Consider the following 15326-nt stretch of genomic DNA (forward strand, 5'->3'; position numbering starts at 1 on the left):
CCTCGTGTCTGCTGGTCAGCAGCGTTTACAGCTGAAGCTGCCGGTAAGCTTGCTGCTATCACAAATGCAGAAACCGCACCGCTGACTGCTCTTTTAATGTTTTTCAAACTCAAAATAATCACTCCTCATAAATAAATTTTTTGTTTCCATTCTCTGACTTGTTATTTTTTTGCTTTCCTCCTTTGGATAAAAATAGGATAAAAAATCCCACATTCCCGTTCTGTATCTATTCTTTTCACTTAAAAATGTACACCATTTGTAAAGATTTGTAAAGATTATACAGACAAGAGAGCAATTTTTGTTCACAAAAACGCAATAAACGACAAATCATTTCTTTAAAAATAATCTGATAAATGTTTTTCATAATGCTTCACGCCGACCTTGACAACGTAATAATAATGTCATATAATATTTATATACCGACGCAGACGAACCTACAATGACAGAAAGGACATTTTCAGCAATGGAAAAATACAACGAGATCAAAAAACTTGAAAACAACCATGCACCAGACGGACTTACCTGCTCAGAAGTAATGGATTCATGCTGTGAGCTGGGCGATATCACTCCCGGACAGATACTTGACTTCGACATCGTTGTCGTCGGAGCCGGTGCGGCTGGCGTTCCTGCTGCCGGCTGGGCGGCTGAACTCGGCGCGAAAACTGCTCTTCTGCAAAAGGAACCGACTGTGGTCTCCCAGGGCAACTGCGGCTCAGCCATAATCAAATCACGCTCTACCGAAGCCGGTATCGCTAAATGGATACATCATACAAACAGTCTCTGCGACTGGCGCGCGGATACGAAACAGCTCCGTGCCTACGCCGAATACTCCGAGGAAGCAATGATATGGTTCCTGAACCGCGCGGGTCTCACCTCTGAAACAGAATACGGCGACGGAAGCAGAGTTGACGACAATAATAACAGCGCAAAGCTCCTCAACGACGGAGACAGGCTCTGCGCTTTTAAAAGCACCAGCGGCGACTTCACAGGGCTCTGGAGAGAGCGCGGCAATACCTACGACTACGGCAGCGAGCACTGCTATTTCTGGGCTCCGTGGATAGGTCCCAAGCCGCTCAACGTCAGCAATGCCCTGCAGAACGCCCTCAATAATATACAGTCTCAGCACAGCGATCTTGAGGTATTCTACTCCACTCCCGCTGTAAAGCTTGTAATGGACGGAAACAGGGTCGCGGGAGTTATTGGCAGGGATCACGACGGGAAATACATTCAGTTCAACGCCGCAAAGGCTGTTATCCTCGCAACAGGCGACTACACCAACAACCCCTCGATGGTGAAGCGCTGGTGTCCGGATATAGCTGATTTTGACAAGAAGCAGTTCGGCAAGACCGGTGACGGTCATATCCTTGCCATAAGCGCGGGAGCCGAAATGGATAATCTCGGTCATACCAAGATGATGCACGATTTCGACTCCGCCCTCATGTTTGAGGAGCCCTTCCTTTACCTGAATATGAACGGTGAACGCTTCACGAATGAGTATACCGGCTTTGTTTATATGGGAAATATCCTGAAATATCAGCCGAAATACAAGGGCTTCATGCTCGACAGCAACCATAATGACGGCTCAAAGGGCTGGTACTGCGCTGTATACGACTCCGATTACGTTAACTGGAGCAGCGATGAATTCGTTGCCGGCATGGTGCCGCCATTCGTTATGGAGAAGTTCATACCCGGCGCTGTTGATGAGCCTCAGGGCGTTTTCAGGAACCTCATCGACCTCCACAGGTGCGATACCCTTGAAGAGCTGGCAAAGGAACTCGATATACCCTATGATAATATGAAAGCTTCCGTAGACAGGTACAATGAGCTATGCGAAAAGGGCTGCGATACCGACTTCGGAAAGCCTGCGAAGTATATGCATAAGATAGAAAAAGCTCCCTTCTGGGGAGCAAGGAAGCATATCCGTGTTTCCGCGGAGGTGTCGGGAGTGAAAGCCAATGAGAACGGACAGGTCCTCGGCAGGGACGGCAAGCCGATAGCCGGACTTTACTGCGCAGGAAACCTCGGCGGTCAGTTCTACGGCGGCGCTGATTATCCATTCCATCAGACCGGTCTTTCACTGGGAAGGTGCTACACCTTCGGCATGATAGCCGCAAGACACGCCCTCGGCAGGCTGTAAGAGCCTGGACACTCAAGCTAAAAAAAGCCATAGTATTCTGATAAGATTCAGAAATACTATGGCTTATTATTTTTATATCAGCAGATATTACTTGCTTTCCTCGCCCTTCTTAACACCGGGAACATCGGAAATATCCACCTTTTCAGTCTGTCCTGCCTTGACAAGTACAGCGTTTATATCGCCTACAAGTGAAATAATGTCGTTTATAGACTTGTTGATAGTCTCCGAGCTCTCATTTGTAGTGGTCACGTTGTCATCAAGAGCGCTGAATGCGTTGATCGTGGTCTCAAGTATAGAAGTAAGCTGCGATACGCTGTCAGCGTCCATTGTGGAGTTGTCGTTACAGAAGGATACTACATTCTCAAGCAGATCCTTTACAACAGCAGCCCTCTCGCTGGTAGCTGATGTGGATTCGCCGATATTCTGCATATTATCGGTGATCTTTGAAACATTGTCCTTCAGCTTGTCTGAAAGCGCGAGCACCTCCTCGGTGATCTCAGCAAGCTGTTCGTTCTGTCTGTTGAGAGCAGAATGCCTTGCGATAAGTACCGATTTAGCGTGTACGATACAGTTATCGGGAGTATTGAGACCTCTGTATATAGCCGTAGCCATATCGCGGCAGGTATTGTATCCGCAGGCATGGCAGTCGTACTTTCTGTCCTCTTCCGTATGCATACCCATTTTCTCGAAGATAGGATCGAGCTGAGCGATATTCGGAACAGGTGACGGCATAGAGGGCTTGTAGTTTCTGAGGAAATCTGCGATACGGAGCTCGTCATCGAACTTCTTGAAGAGCTTGTCATCGCCACGACCCATGATACCTGTTGACTTGCGGCGGCTCTTTGCCTCAGTCTCGATAGCTCTCGTTGTAGCCATAACATCGAATACCGTCTGATTAGTACCGGAAGCGGGTCCGATATTACAGCCGAATTCACATGAAAGCACGTCGAATACCTTCGGGTGCTTGGATTCGGGCATCTTTCCGTACATATCTATCTCGCCGAAAACCTTGTGTACGCCTTCGGAATTTGTGATATTGACTTCCGGATCGTGCATCCAGATATTGTCTCTGAGTCCGCCGGGACGTGAGTATATAGAACCGAGCTGTCCCTGCATATCATCGAATTTATACTCGAAGGACTCCGATGTATCAATAGGTATGATTATATCGTTCCTGTCGAAGTATTCAAGAAGCTTCTTTATGGTTACGTTATACTTTACGAGGCCTGTTTCCTTGGTCTCATATGACTCTGCGATACACGGTGAGATAACTGCGATAGGATTGTTTCTGCGCAGATACTTCTGTATGTATATGGCGCTGCAGGCGATAGGACTGTGTATGGGAGAAAGGTTCTGCAGGAGCTTTGGCTGATATATCTCGATATACTTTACTATAGCGGCACAGGGCTGCGTGATGATATTGCCTATCTTGTCCTGTTCAAGAGTCCTTACATGAGCCCATGTACAGATATCCGCACCGAGTGAAACGTCGAATATGGTACATCCCTGCTTCTTGAACCAGTCAAGAACGCCCTTCCACTTTGTGGGAAGAATGGTCTTGAGAGCCGGAGAAGCCATAATGATGATCTTTTCCTTTGAAAGATCCGTTATACACTCATCAGTATCGTCTATATAGTCTCTTGCACCATGATTGCATTTCTTTACACATTCACCGCAGGCAATGCACTTGTTGTTGTTTACCATAGTGATGAAACGTCCGTCCTCAAGCTGCTTGGTCATATTGGCTTCGGGAGCGGGACATTCTCTTACACAGGCATTGCAGCCTACGCATTTTTCAGGTTTTACAATGATCAATTCACTCATAATTATAAAAACTCCTTATGACATTCTGTATCTTATCAGGACTTGTTCTTTCCGATAGAATTAGCCTTTGCCGCAAGAGCTGCCAGATCTACCTTGCCGCTCTTCTTCTCGCCGCCTTCAGGCTTTTCGTCATTATTCTTCTGTTCTTTTTCTGCTGCATCCTTTGTGTCATTATCCTTCTGGTCACTATCAGCTGCATCATCTTTCTTTGCGCCGCCTATGGACTCAGCCATTTGCTTGAGCTTGTCGAGCTCCTCCTGCTTTTTGCGCTTATCCTCATCGTTTTTCATCTTTTCGGAAAGCGATACAGGCTTTTCGGGCAGCTCAGGCTCAAACTTCTCAGGGAGCTTGAATACGGGGATACCGCCTTCTTTAATAGTATTTTCAGTCCTGTTAAGGCACTCGTCCGCTTCGATCAGCCTGCTGAGGCCCTCCTTGCGGAAGCCTTCAAGAGCGTCGCGCACCAGTCCCATATGTCTTTTAATGGAATTGACATTTTCAAGCACGGTAGCTCTCAGGTTGTTTGAAGCGACATTCATCTGCTCCGCTTCGTTCTTTGCCTCGGCTATCTTTTCCGCGGCAGTTCTCTCAGCCTCATATATTATCTGCTCCGCCTCGACGTTTGCGTCAGAAACTATATCCTCGGCGAGCTTTTTTGTCTTGAACTCGATCTCTGCAGCCTTTGACTTTGCAGCCCCCTCCAGCATAGCCGATGACTTCTGAGCCTCTATGAAGACATTGCTCAGAGCCATTGCTTCGTCCTGTGCCATAAGAGCGGCACATTTTGACTCTGACACCTTCAGCTTGTCCTTCAGGTCAGCTATCTCATCCTTCAATGACTTTATTTCCACCATCAGATTACTGTTTTCGTCATCTGTTGCCTTCAGCTTGAGATTAAGAGTATTATTCTGAACCTGTATCTGTGTCAGTTTTGCACGTTCTTCCGCAAGCACGGATTCAAGTGCCTTTTCCTGATCCGTACCCTTTTTGTATGCTTCATGCAAGAGCTTTGTTTCTCTCAGTTCGTTCCTGAGGTCATGCACCTGCTCGTTAAGTGATTCGATCCTTCTGACAACGGCTTCTTTTTCATAGCCGCCGAAAGTCACCGTTTTTATAAATCTTGGTTCAGCCATATCTTATATCCTCCTTATAAATACCCGACAGCAGACGCTGTTACGCGGCAGACCACACCTATCGAGTATTGATACATAATTATTATACACTAAAATCAGAATATAGTCAATAAAAAAACTGCACAAAAAACAGGGCGGTTTTATGTAAAGCGCCCAATCTATTGTGCAGTAAAGCTGTTTTATGATATTACCATTCGTTCTCGCTGTCAGCGATGAGCTTTTTGACCTCCTCGTTCTCATAGAGACCGAGATCGAAAAGTCTGTCAGCCTGTTTGCTGGTAATTTTTCCCTGATCCGTAAACACGAACTGTCCGTGATGCTGCTCCGTACCGTTCCACGAGTCTATTACCTGGAGCCAGCCGCGTCTGTCCAGCTCTGTTTCGGGATATTTTGAGTCGGGATAGAATTTCTCGACTATCATTCTTGCGCATTTGCTGTGGTTGGTGAATGCGCATGAGTAGGTATCGCCGTCAGGTGATATCCAGCCCAGCTTGAAGTCCGGCGAGTTCTTCTCAAACATTTCCTCCAGCTCCAACGGCTGGTCCTTGTCGGATTCTATTATCCTGATAAAGCCGTAATCGTTTTCCCGGAAGTGGTAATATCCGCCTCTTCCGTCAAAGACCACAGGAAGCTGTTCCTCTTCGATTATACCTTCAAAGCCGGTGCCTTCCAGGGCTTCGAGAGTATCCACATAGCGGTAGCAGTATGAACCCGTCGATGATTTATACACCGCGAATTTCTTTTTCTTCTTTTTGCTTTTCTTCACCCTGACACCTGCCTTTACATATCATTAAGGTATATTTTATCACAGTTTCTACTATTTGTCAATGCATAACGGTTTTTTCTGCGATTTGCCATAAAAACAGGCGGCTGTCAATACTGACAGCCGCCATAATATCACAATATTACATATTCATAACATTGTTTATCATATTTCCGCCGTTCATCTTAGCGTTTCTCATTGCTGTATCGAGTTTAACGAGCAGTGAGTTTACGTTGAGACAGTCGCCGGGGAGGTAATGATATACAGCACCGGAGCAAGGAAGCTGAACATTGAGGTTGAGCACCTCGAACGGGCTGCTCATTACACGCTGGATGTTCTGAGCAATACCAACAGCCTGGCTCTCGGAGATATTCTTATTGAATACGAAGCAGAACTCATTACCTGTGATGTTGTAGATCTCGGCAACGTCGCCGAACTCTTCCTTGAGCTTTTCAGCAACGGCTGCAAGATACTCATCACCGAAGTCGTAGCCGTAAGTATCATTGATACTTCTGAAGTTATCCATATCGAATACTGCGATCTGGAATCTTCCGGTCTCAAGTCTGTCGCTGATATCGTTATCAAGAGCGTAACGGTTCTTCATACCTGTAAGCACGTTTGTAACAGCGAGGTCGCTTGCCTTCTGACGTGTATTCTTGAGCTTAGCGTCAACCTCGGCGAGACGCATCTCACGCTCTTCGAGTTCAGCTCTTGCCTTCTTGGCTCTGCGTGCGAACAGCCAGATGGCGAGCATGGATATGAGCCAGATGACAAGCATCAGGGTCATGAGGATGTAAGCCTTGATAGCATTCTGTCTCTGGAGTATTCCGGTATCCTTTCCGACGATCGCGATAGTAGCCGTGATCATTTCAGAAGCTGTTACCTGAAGAGGATACAGATCCTGTTTGAGTGTCTCAGACATTGAAGTCTGGTCACCGCTCTCTACCTGGCTGGTACCAAGGCTCTCAAGTCTTGTTCTGAAAGTAGCGATAACCTGCTTAGCGTACTGGAAACGGTTGTAAGCGGCGTCTGATAAGCCGTCAACGCTCTCAAACTGTTTCTCTGCAGCATTGATGTTAGCATAGAAACGCTCTGTATCACTGATTATCTCAAGAGGATTGTCAAAGAGGTTTGCAGCAAGACCTACTGTATTCTTGTTTACTTCGGCAAGCTGACTGTTGATCATATTAAGTGCTCTTGTAGCCTGCTGTGTAGTCCTCGAAGTATTTGTGTTGTTTCGGTATATACTTTCAACAAGCAGGGTATTCAGAATGTACATGATCGTAACAAGGATAGCCGCAAAAATATAACCTGTCGAGGTACTCTTTTTCTTATTCTTTGCCATAACTTCGCACCTCCATTACTTATTTACAGCTTCTGGGTAAAGAATGAGCTGAACAAATTCATCATTCATATTGCTGGCTGATACAAAGGTAACTCCTGTATCCAGGTGGTGTGTTACCTGTGTGCCGCCGATAAGGTCAGCAGCAAACTTAACGCCAACGTAACCCATAACGTAAGGATTCTGAACAACAACGCCGTAAAGAACGCCTGATCTGATGTAGGTGAGCTCTTCTTCATCAGAGTTGAAGCCTACAACGAGTATCTTGCCTGATATGCCGAGATCATTGATAGCGTCGCATATACCAAGTGTTGTTACTGTATTTGTACCGAACATGATGGAGATATTCTCATTTGAGGCAATAAGATTCTTAGCCTCAGCCTTTGCCTGCTCTCTGTCAGAGCACTGATTGCCGATGATGAAGTTCTTTTCGATATTCTTGCGGATACGTTCATCAGCAGCTTCCTTTTCCTGATCCTTCGCAACTGCTTCCTTCTCAGCGTCTGTGAGCTCAGCTTCCTGAGCGTCTCCGCCAGCTGCAGCAGCATCTCCTCCTGCAGCAGCAGCGTCTCCGCCGTATGCGGCAGCGTCGTCTCCGCCATAAGCAGCAGCATCTCCACCGTATGCGGCAGCGTCGTCTCCGCCGTATGCAGCAGCATCTCCGCCGCCCATCATAGCAGCATACGGATTAGCCTCAGGGAACTCAACTCCCATAGTTCTTCCGATAGATCTCTTGAGAGTATCTGTAAAGCCTTCGATACGCTCCTGAGCGGTCGAAGCGGTATGGCCGATTATAGCGACCTTTCCTATCTCGTCAAGATTCTTGTCCTTATCGCGCCAGCCCTTTACAGCATTTCTTGCCGCTGCCACACCGCCGTTCATGTCGGACGAATTTATAAGAGAAAGTGATATCGGATTCATTGAATCCTGCTGGATGTCTGAATTGATGGAAATGACCTTGATACCTGCATCGGCAGCCTTCTGAAGAGCATCATTGAGGTCTGTCTGACTATTCGGCGCAATAACTATAGCCTTTGCCTTGTCTCTTACAGCTCTCTGGATACTTGCGATCTGAGACGCATAATCATTATCATTTGTCGCTGTGTCATAAACGATACCATAGCCGAGTTCTCTTCCTGCGGCTTCAGCGCCCTTCTTTACGTCATCCCAGAAGCTGAGCTGCTGCTTTGCGATTACATAGATCGTACCGCCGCCCTGCTGTTGCTGACCTCTCTGGCCGCAGCCCCCGCTTAACAGCACAGCAACAGAAAGTGCGCAAGCTGCAAAGCTTCTGAAAACGCTTTTTTTCTTGTTTCTGTTCATTATATCGAACCTCCTTAAATCAATTAGACCTGTTACTGCCGCCGGATATCCGCCAGTGTAAACTTATACCTATTTCTTGCTACTCAGGCATACGGCACTACCCCTTACAAGCCTTCGATTGATATCCATAATTCATTTTATCACATTTCTTTAGAAATTTCAACAGCTTTTTGTAAATCAGTACCTTACGTGATAAACAAAATTAATCAAAAAAATCTATGCATTTTAATCAATTTTATACCTGCGGTTTATTTCAAACCACTCTTTACATGGATTGGCAAGACCAATAATGACAATAATATTTTTTGCCGATATTACGCTCTGTTATGAACTTAAAAATTTTGCACAAATACTGCTAACGATTTTTGTAAAAGATAATTCAATTTTGTATAAGCCCCCTTTTTTCCCTTGACATCAATGTGGAAAAGTGTTATACTAATCGTGATAACAATATAAATACGCATATTTTATATTTGCGCTGCTATATTCTTATGTCAGGAGGAGAAACCATGCAATGCGAAAAATGCAACGCACCACTTGACCCGAAGCTGTCTGCCTGCCCCGGTTGCGGAGCACCTGTTCCGCAGAATATCGAGGGTTTTGAGAATACAATGGAATTCCAGCATGAGCTTCGTGCAATCGTAGTTAATGACGGAACACGCGCCGTAGCCAATAAAGATAGATTTATCGGTCTTCTCAGCGACCATATTCCGGATTACGACAAGGAAAGACGTCTTCTTATTAATATGTACAAAACCGGTGTCTTCAGAATGCTTCTCGAAGACGAGAACAGGGAAATATCCATAATGAAAGCCAAGAGCTTCATGCTGGGCGACCTGTTCCTGTCAGACAACGCTTCGGAATTCGTTATCGCCTGCTTTACATACCTTCTCGGCTGGCCTTACGAATCCCACCTCAAAGTTATTGACGACGACGAGGACGCAGATAAGAAGGAAGATAATGTCAGAAAGAAGCCGGTGGATATCAACGAGATGATTTTCATGCCGCGTAACGCTCTGAGATACAGACTCAGCGGCAATATCGTCATACCGGACGGATATACCAAGCTTGAAGCCTTCTGTTTCGATAAATTCGGCTCGCTCAGAACTATCAAGCTCCCCTCTACTCTCCTTGCTATCGGTGAGTATTGCTTCTCATCATGCAAGCGCCTGAGAGGTCTTGAGCTGCCGGAAGGTCTGAGAATAATCAAGCAGGGTGCGTTCAGTCAATGCTCCAACCTCGTGGTAGTAAAGATACCCGACGGCGTTCTCGAAATAGAGGACAGCACCTTCTCTTTCTGTACAAGCCTCGAAGTTATTGAAATACCCCCAAGTGTCAGCAGTATCGGCGCGGAAGCATTCTCAGGCTGCGATAAGCTCAGAAAGCTCTTCCTCCCCGAAAGCATCAAGTTCATAGATGCAAACGCTTTCTCATACTGCCCCAACTTAGTGATATACTGCATCGAGAATTCATACGTTCATAAGTACTGTTTAGCCACTGGAATAAGGTTTGTCCTCGTGACCTCGGCTGAAGAATATGAGCTTGACTAACAAGGAAAGGATGAGATCATATGATAGAGCTTGAAATAGGTCAGGAGGTCGAGATGGAGTTCGGCGGCAAAGCCAAGGTCCTCAGCGTCATCGGCAGCGGCGGTCAGGGTATTGTTTACCTCGTCCGCTTCAACGGTCAGAAATGGGCGCTCAAATGGTACGACATCAATAAGATGTCCAAGCCTGCCGCATTCCGCAAAAACCTCCAGAATAACATAAACGACGGCCCGCCCAGCAATAAGTTCCTCTGGCCGAAATATCTCACCAAGGAAGCGGAGGACGGTACATTCGGTTATATCATGGAGCTGAAGCCCGAAGGCTTCGACTCATTCGTTGATATACTGAATACCTATAAGCTGGAGATCGACCCGCTTACGGGACGCGGTGTGAAACGTCCCGTTAAATTCAATACCCTCAGCGCTATGGTGACCTGCGTCATCAATATAGTAAACGCTTTCCGACAGCTCCACCGTGCAGGTAAGAGCTATCAGGACCTTAACGACGGAGGCTTCTTCATCAATGTGAATACAGGTGCCGTCCTCGTCTGCGACTGTGATAACATCGCTCCTGACGGAAGCAACTTCGGTATAGGCGGTAAGCCCGGATATATGGCTCCCGAAGTCGTAAGAGGAATCGCCAAGCCGAATGTACAGACTGATAAATACTCTCTTGCAGTTGTCCTCTTCAAGCTCCTCTTCAGAGGAGACCCCATGGAGGGCGAAAAGGTCGTAAGGGATGTATGTCTTACAGAATCGTCAGAGCTCAAGCACTACGGTCAGAACGCAGTGTTCGTATATGACCCCAACGACGATTCAAACCGCCCCGTAAGAGGCATCCACGATAATATCATCAAATTCTGGAGGATCTATCCCGATTATATCAAGGACGCTTTCATTCGCTCCTTCACTACCGGTGTTACAGATCCTACAAAGCGTATCATCGAGAACGAATGGCAAAAGCTGTTCATACGCCTCAGATCAGAAATCATACAGTGCGGCTGCGGAAGAACAAACTTCAGTTCAATGTTCATCCAGCATAACGAAAAGACATTCAAGTGCCCGAAATGCGGAATGGAATTCGTTACCATCGGTTTCAGCAACCGTGACTACCGCACACCTCTCTATCTCGGATGTAAGTTCTACACCTGCGAGATAGTTCCCGAATCCGATGACTTTACGTCCGTTGCGGGCGAGCTTGTCGAGAATAAGGTCAAGCAGGGAGTCCTCGGAATCAAGAACTGCTCCGACAGACAATGGAAGGCAAAAATGCCTGACGGAGCATTTTACGATATCGCTCCCGGTAAGGGCTTCCCTGTATGGCAGGGGCTCGAGATCGATTTCGGCGAAGTTAAAGCACAGATCTAATCTGCTTTGCCAGAGCAGTAATACTGAAAGGATGTATGTAAATTATGAGCAATGAACGTTTTACAGAACCCGAAGCAAATGAGAACATCAATGTTACTCCTTCGGACGATTTGAATAATAATGCATCTGTATCTTCAGCTCCTGAAACTGACGACAGCATTCTCGATTTTGACGACGATCCCCTTAGCGCTACAAGCGTTTCCAAAAAGAGCCTTGTAGTATTCTTCCTGATAGATACTTCAGGAAGTATGAAAGGTAAGAAAATGGGCGAGCTCAATACCGTTATGGAAGAGCTTATCCCGGAGATACGCAGAGTCGGCGAAGCTGATACAGATGTTAAAGTCGCTGTCCTTACCTTCTCTACAGAAGTAAGATGGATGTATGCCAATCCTATCCCGATAGAAGACTTCGAGTGGGCAAGACTCCGCGCAAGCGGCGTTACAAGCATGGGCGCTGCTTTCAAGGAGCTCAACCACAGAATGTCAAGAAACAGCTTCCTCAATTCACCTTCACTCTCATTCGCTCCCGTTATATTCCTTATGACAGACGGATATCCCTCCGACGACTATAAGGAGGGACTCAGAGAGCTCCAGACAAACAGCTGGTACAAGTTCGGCCTCAAAGCCGCTCTCGGTATCGGTCAGGAAGCAAATGACAATATCCTCGCCGAATTCACAGGCTCGAAGGATACCGTCGTTCACGCCTACTCAGGCGGTCAGCTCGCTCAGATGATAAAGATTATCGCCGTAACATCAGCTCAGATCGGTAGTAAGAGTATGACACTCTCTGATGATACAGGTCAGGAGCTTGGCGAAGAAAACGTATTTGCCGCTAAGCAGAAGCTCCTCGGTCAGCAGATCCAGGAACTCGTAAGCACAACAAGCGACGGCGACGACGTACCATTCGATACAGGCTGGTAATAAGACAATATATTCCTGAGGAGGACTGAAATAATATGTTCAACGGCTTCAGCCATTCGGTAATGGGCGCCAGTCATGAAAAAACAAACCTGGTCTGCCAGGACAGCTCTGCTTTCAAAATAGGAGATCATTATGCTGTCGCTGTCGTTGCCGACGGACACGGAAGCAAAAAGCACTTCAGAAGTCACTTTGGTTCCAAATTTGCTGTCGAAGCAGCTATAGAGGCTATCGACAGATACTATGAGGACCGCGAGGCTCTGGAAGCTAACCTTCCCGAGTATCATAAACTCATCTTAAAAAATATCGAGAAGCAGATCATCTCAAACTGGAATGTAAGAATCGAAAAACACCTTGCGGAAAATCCTGTTACCAAAGAGGAAAAAAGCAGGTTCACAGAAGAAGAGTTCGAGGCTATACTGCCGGAATCCTATTACGGCTCTACTCTCGTCGTTGCTGTCGCAGGCGATAATTATACCTTCGGCGTGCAGATCGGCGACGGAAGTCTCGTGGCTATCTTCGAGGACGGCAAGGCTGTTATGCCAATGGAATATAATGAGGCTGCACCTGCCAACGTAACTGCTTCTGTGTGCAATTCAAACGCTGCAGGTATGTTCAGCAGCTTCTATGTACCGAATAAAAAGCTGATAGCTCTTTACGGTTCCACAGACGGACTCTATACCTCCTTCGGCAGTGAGTACGACTTCCTCGATTACCATACAATTATCACAAGTCAGCTCATAAACCTTGAAACCTTCAAGAATGTCATAAAGAACAATCTCAGCAAGAGATCACACTTCGGTACAGAGGACGATATATCCCTCTCCTGTATCTACGACGCCGATCTCCTGAGAGAAAAGCTAAATCTTATAAATGAGCGCGTCGCTGAAAACAAACAGGCGGCAGCAGACAGAAAAACAGCAGCCCTCAGCAAACAGGTAGAGGTCGAATAACCTCTGTTTACAGGCTCAAACGCATTTACTGCGTTCAATAAATATAGAAAAGTGGTGTTTTTTATGGAAATAGGCTCATTATACAACACAGCCAAAAACTTTGCGGAAACATTAAAGCAGAAAAGGCCTGAGCTTACGCAGTATGATGCATGTCTCTGCCTTATCATCGCCGATACCGGAGATATCTTTTCCGGTGTATCCACTGTATCCATAAACGAAGGCGCAGTTGAGGACGTCTCCGCCGCAAAGGTGGCAGTAATGTCCATAATTACCGCAAAGCGCGTTATCGCTAAACAGCTCATCGTTATCTCTCTCGACGATTACAGCTATTTCAGACCGGACGACGACGCTCTCGGTCTGCTTGTAAATTCAAGCGTTGACAACAGCAGCTGTCAGGTAGTTCTCTCTCCTGATGAACAGGTCTCCGCGGCAACTCTCGTTCCCGCTTCGGAAGCTCCTGATTTCCTCAGCGGCTACGACGAAGCTGATTTCGGCGCTCCGGCTGAATTCGCAAGTGGTATAGACGTAGATTCCGCTAATCCGTTCAACAATGAGACAAGCACTCAGGACGGCGCTCCCAACTCTCTCTATGAGAATACAGAAGCTGCTCAGCAGCAGGGCGCAAGCGGCTTCCCGAATATAACTCCTAATCAGCAGCACGGCTACCCGCAGCAGGGTTATCCTCAGGGCGGCTACCCGCAGCAGGGCTATCCACAGGGCGGTTATCCCCAGCAGGGCTATCCTCAGCCCGGTTACCCCCAGCAGGGCTACCCACAGGGCGGTTATCCCCAGCAGGGTTACCCACAGGGCGGTTATCCCCAGCAGGGTTACGCTCATGGCGGCTATCCGCAGCAGGGCTATCCACAGGGCGGTTATCCCCAGCAGGGCTATCCTCAGCAGGGAGGCTTCCCACAGGGCGGCATGAACGCTGCTCCTTACAGGCAGGGATACACAGGTCAGTCGGTACACGGCGGAAATATGAGAACAAACACCTATCAGCAGTCACAGAGCGTAAGCGTTACTCTTACCTCAAAGCCCGGCGGCGAGAGCGCATTCAAGAAGCGCCTCAACAGCTTCCTTGGCGATGACGAAGGCGGTTCATATTCTGCTTCCTCAGCTTCCTCAGAAAATTCCGGCGACGCAGGTATGTCTAAAGAAGATATGCTCAAGCAGGCAAAAGACAGAAAAAAGATCGCTAAAGCTAATCTTAACTTAAAAAAATAAGTCCTGAACTGCTTTCATAAGTTTCACAGGAAGCGTTCTTTTAAGCTTGACATTAATTAACAAAGTTTAGGGTATTGATTTTTCCGCAAATCTATGGTATAATGTACTTATGTCATTGCGGCAATTATACGGACCATAAGCTTTGAACGGACTCTGCGCCCCGTGCGCAGGATAATATATTTCGCGTTAAGGAAAGGGATAGCTATGAATTATTTGCTCAATATTGATGAAGCGGTTGACCGAAAATTTCTTGTAACCAAAGCTATGCGCGGTCAGGCTGAGGTCGGTACTATCATACACGTTATGGATGCCGAACAGCAGGGACAGGCTGTTATAGTTTATTACAGAGTTACAAGATACAATGAGAAGTTCCACGATTATCAGGACTATACAGCAAAGTTTGAAAATCTTTCTGCGTTCTGTAAGTGGTGTCAGCCTGACAACTTCATCGCTCGTAACTATGAATGCTTCAGTATAAGAGATATACAGCACTACATAAAGATCAAAAACAGAAACTTTGCTTCATTCTGTCTCCCGATCATTCTGATAGCTGCAATTATCATATGGGCATTTGCTCTGTTTATGTTCAAGGAAAAGCTCATTATCGGAATAATAATCGGTGCTGCCCTTACTCTTCTGGCTCTCATCGGAGCTGTTTATCTGCTCAAGGTGCAGAAGAAAAAGGAAAAAATGCGCCTGTACCGTAAGGTCAGTGCAGGCTGGGGCGTCGTTTTTGAATAAACTTCCCCTTTTCAACCGTAAAACATTATGCTTCATCACATAATAACACTTTACG

The 15326-nt window shown here is 46.7% G+C and carries 12 protein-coding genes; 7 read left to right on the top strand and 5 right to left on the bottom strand.

The features are described from left to right. Nucleotides 1–463: 463 nt before the first annotated feature. Nucleotides 464–2137, top strand: a complete 1674-nt coding sequence (locus QZZ36_RS07205) for an FAD-binding protein (protein ID WP_295079100.1) — start codon at nucleotides 464–466, stop codon at nucleotides 2135–2137. 87 nt (nucleotides 2138–2224) lie between these two features. Here QZZ36_RS07205 and QZZ36_RS07210 read toward each other — a convergent pair whose 3' ends face one another. The 5 genes from QZZ36_RS07210 to QZZ36_RS07230 all read right to left on the bottom strand — a co-directional run bounded on the left by QZZ36_RS07210 (nucleotide 2225) and on the right by QZZ36_RS07230 (nucleotide 8522). After that, entirely contained in the window at nucleotides 2225–3961 is a 1737-nt protein-coding gene (locus tag QZZ36_RS07210) for a [Fe-Fe] hydrogenase large subunit C-terminal domain-containing protein (protein ID WP_295079107.1), read from the bottom strand. 35 nt (nucleotides 3962–3996) lie between these two features. Then, the gene (locus tag QZZ36_RS07215; RefSeq protein WP_295079112.1) at nucleotides 3997–5094 is read right to left on the bottom strand and encodes a plectin; all 1098 of its coding nucleotides are present in this window, start codon (nucleotides 5092–5094) and stop codon (nucleotides 3997–3999) included. 187 nt (nucleotides 5095–5281) lie between these two features. Then, nucleotides 5282–5860: a hypothetical protein gene (locus QZZ36_RS07220; RefSeq protein WP_295079117.1), complete on the bottom strand. Its 579-nt coding sequence runs from the start codon at nucleotides 5858–5860 to the stop codon at nucleotides 5282–5284. A gap of 139 nt (nucleotides 5861–5999) precedes the next feature. Then, a complete protein-coding gene (locus QZZ36_RS07225; protein WP_295079122.1) occupies nucleotides 6000–7202 on the bottom strand; it encodes a GGDEF domain-containing protein in 1203 nt (400 codons plus the stop codon). Nucleotides 7203–7217: 15 nt separating this feature from the next. Then, nucleotides 7218–8522, bottom strand: coding sequence for a substrate-binding domain-containing protein (locus QZZ36_RS07230; protein WP_295079125.1), 1305 nt, complete (start codon nucleotides 8520–8522; stop codon nucleotides 7218–7220). Between the two features lie 509 nt (nucleotides 8523–9031). Between QZZ36_RS07230 and QZZ36_RS07235 the strand changes: the two genes are divergently transcribed. The 6 genes from QZZ36_RS07235 (at nucleotide 9032) to QZZ36_RS07260 (ending at nucleotide 15271) form a co-directional block, all read left to right on the top strand. Continuing rightward, a complete protein-coding gene (locus QZZ36_RS07235; protein WP_295079128.1) occupies nucleotides 9032–10072 on the top strand; it encodes a leucine-rich repeat domain-containing protein in 1041 nt (346 codons plus the stop codon). 20 nt (nucleotides 10073–10092) lie between these two features. After that, nucleotides 10093–11436 carry a serine/threonine-protein kinase gene (locus QZZ36_RS07240; RefSeq protein ID WP_295079130.1) on the top strand — a complete coding sequence of 448 codons (1344 nt, stop codon included), beginning with the start codon at nucleotides 10093–10095 and terminating at the stop codon, nucleotides 11434–11436. 44 nt (nucleotides 11437–11480) lie between these two features. Continuing rightward, the gene (locus tag QZZ36_RS07245; RefSeq protein ID WP_295079133.1) at nucleotides 11481–12356 is read left to right on the top strand and encodes a VWA domain-containing protein; all 876 of its coding nucleotides are present in this window, start codon (nucleotides 11481–11483) and stop codon (nucleotides 12354–12356) included. Between the two features lie 35 nt (nucleotides 12357–12391). Next, entirely contained in the window at nucleotides 12392–13306 is a 915-nt protein-coding gene (locus tag QZZ36_RS07250) for a PP2C family serine/threonine-protein phosphatase (protein WP_295079136.1), read from the top strand. Between the two features lie 63 nt (nucleotides 13307–13369). Beyond that, complete coding sequence (locus QZZ36_RS07255; protein WP_295079139.1) at nucleotides 13370–14530, top strand: proline-rich domain-containing protein; 1161 nt, start codon at nucleotides 13370–13372, stop codon at nucleotides 14528–14530. 204 nt (nucleotides 14531–14734) lie between these two features. Beyond that, a complete protein-coding gene (locus QZZ36_RS07260; protein ID WP_295079142.1) occupies nucleotides 14735–15271 on the top strand; it encodes a hypothetical protein in 537 nt (178 codons plus the stop codon). Nucleotides 15272–15326: the final 55 nt, after the last annotated feature.

Origin of the sequence: Ruminococcus sp., from assembly GCF_016287535.1 — a bacterium.
GTDB lineage: Bacteria > Bacillota > Clostridia > Oscillospirales > Ruminococcaceae > Ruminococcus.

Coding starts and splice junctions, on each gene's coding strand:
- QZZ36_RS07205 (WP_295079100.1), top strand. CDS start 464: ATGGAAAAATACAACGAGATCAAAAAACTTGAAAACAACCATGCACCA.
- QZZ36_RS07240 (WP_295079130.1), top strand. CDS start 10,093: ATGATAGAGCTTGAAATAGGTCAGGAGGTCGAGATGGAGTTCGGCGGC.
- QZZ36_RS07215 (WP_295079112.1), bottom strand. CDS start 5,094: ATGGCTGAACCAAGATTTATAAAAACGGTGACTTTCGGCGGCTATGAA.
- QZZ36_RS07250 (WP_295079136.1), top strand. CDS start 12,392: ATGTTCAACGGCTTCAGCCATTCGGTAATGGGCGCCAGTCATGAAAAA.
- QZZ36_RS07260 (WP_295079142.1), top strand. CDS start 14,735: ATGAATTATTTGCTCAATATTGATGAAGCGGTTGACCGAAAATTTCTT.
- QZZ36_RS07230 (WP_295079125.1), bottom strand. CDS start 8,522: ATGAACAGAAACAAGAAAAAAAGCGTTTTCAGAAGCTTTGCAGCTTGC.
- QZZ36_RS07235 (WP_295079128.1), top strand. CDS start 9,032: ATGCAATGCGAAAAATGCAACGCACCACTTGACCCGAAGCTGTCTGCC.
- QZZ36_RS07210 (WP_295079107.1), bottom strand. CDS start 3,961: ATGAGTGAATTGATCATTGTAAAACCTGAAAAATGCGTAGGCTGCAAT.
- QZZ36_RS07245 (WP_295079133.1), top strand. CDS start 11,481: ATGAGCAATGAACGTTTTACAGAACCCGAAGCAAATGAGAACATCAAT.
- QZZ36_RS07225 (WP_295079122.1), bottom strand. CDS start 7,202: ATGGCAAAGAATAAGAAAAAGAGTACCTCGACAGGTTATATTTTTGCG.
- QZZ36_RS07255 (WP_295079139.1), top strand. CDS start 13,370: ATGGAAATAGGCTCATTATACAACACAGCCAAAAACTTTGCGGAAACA.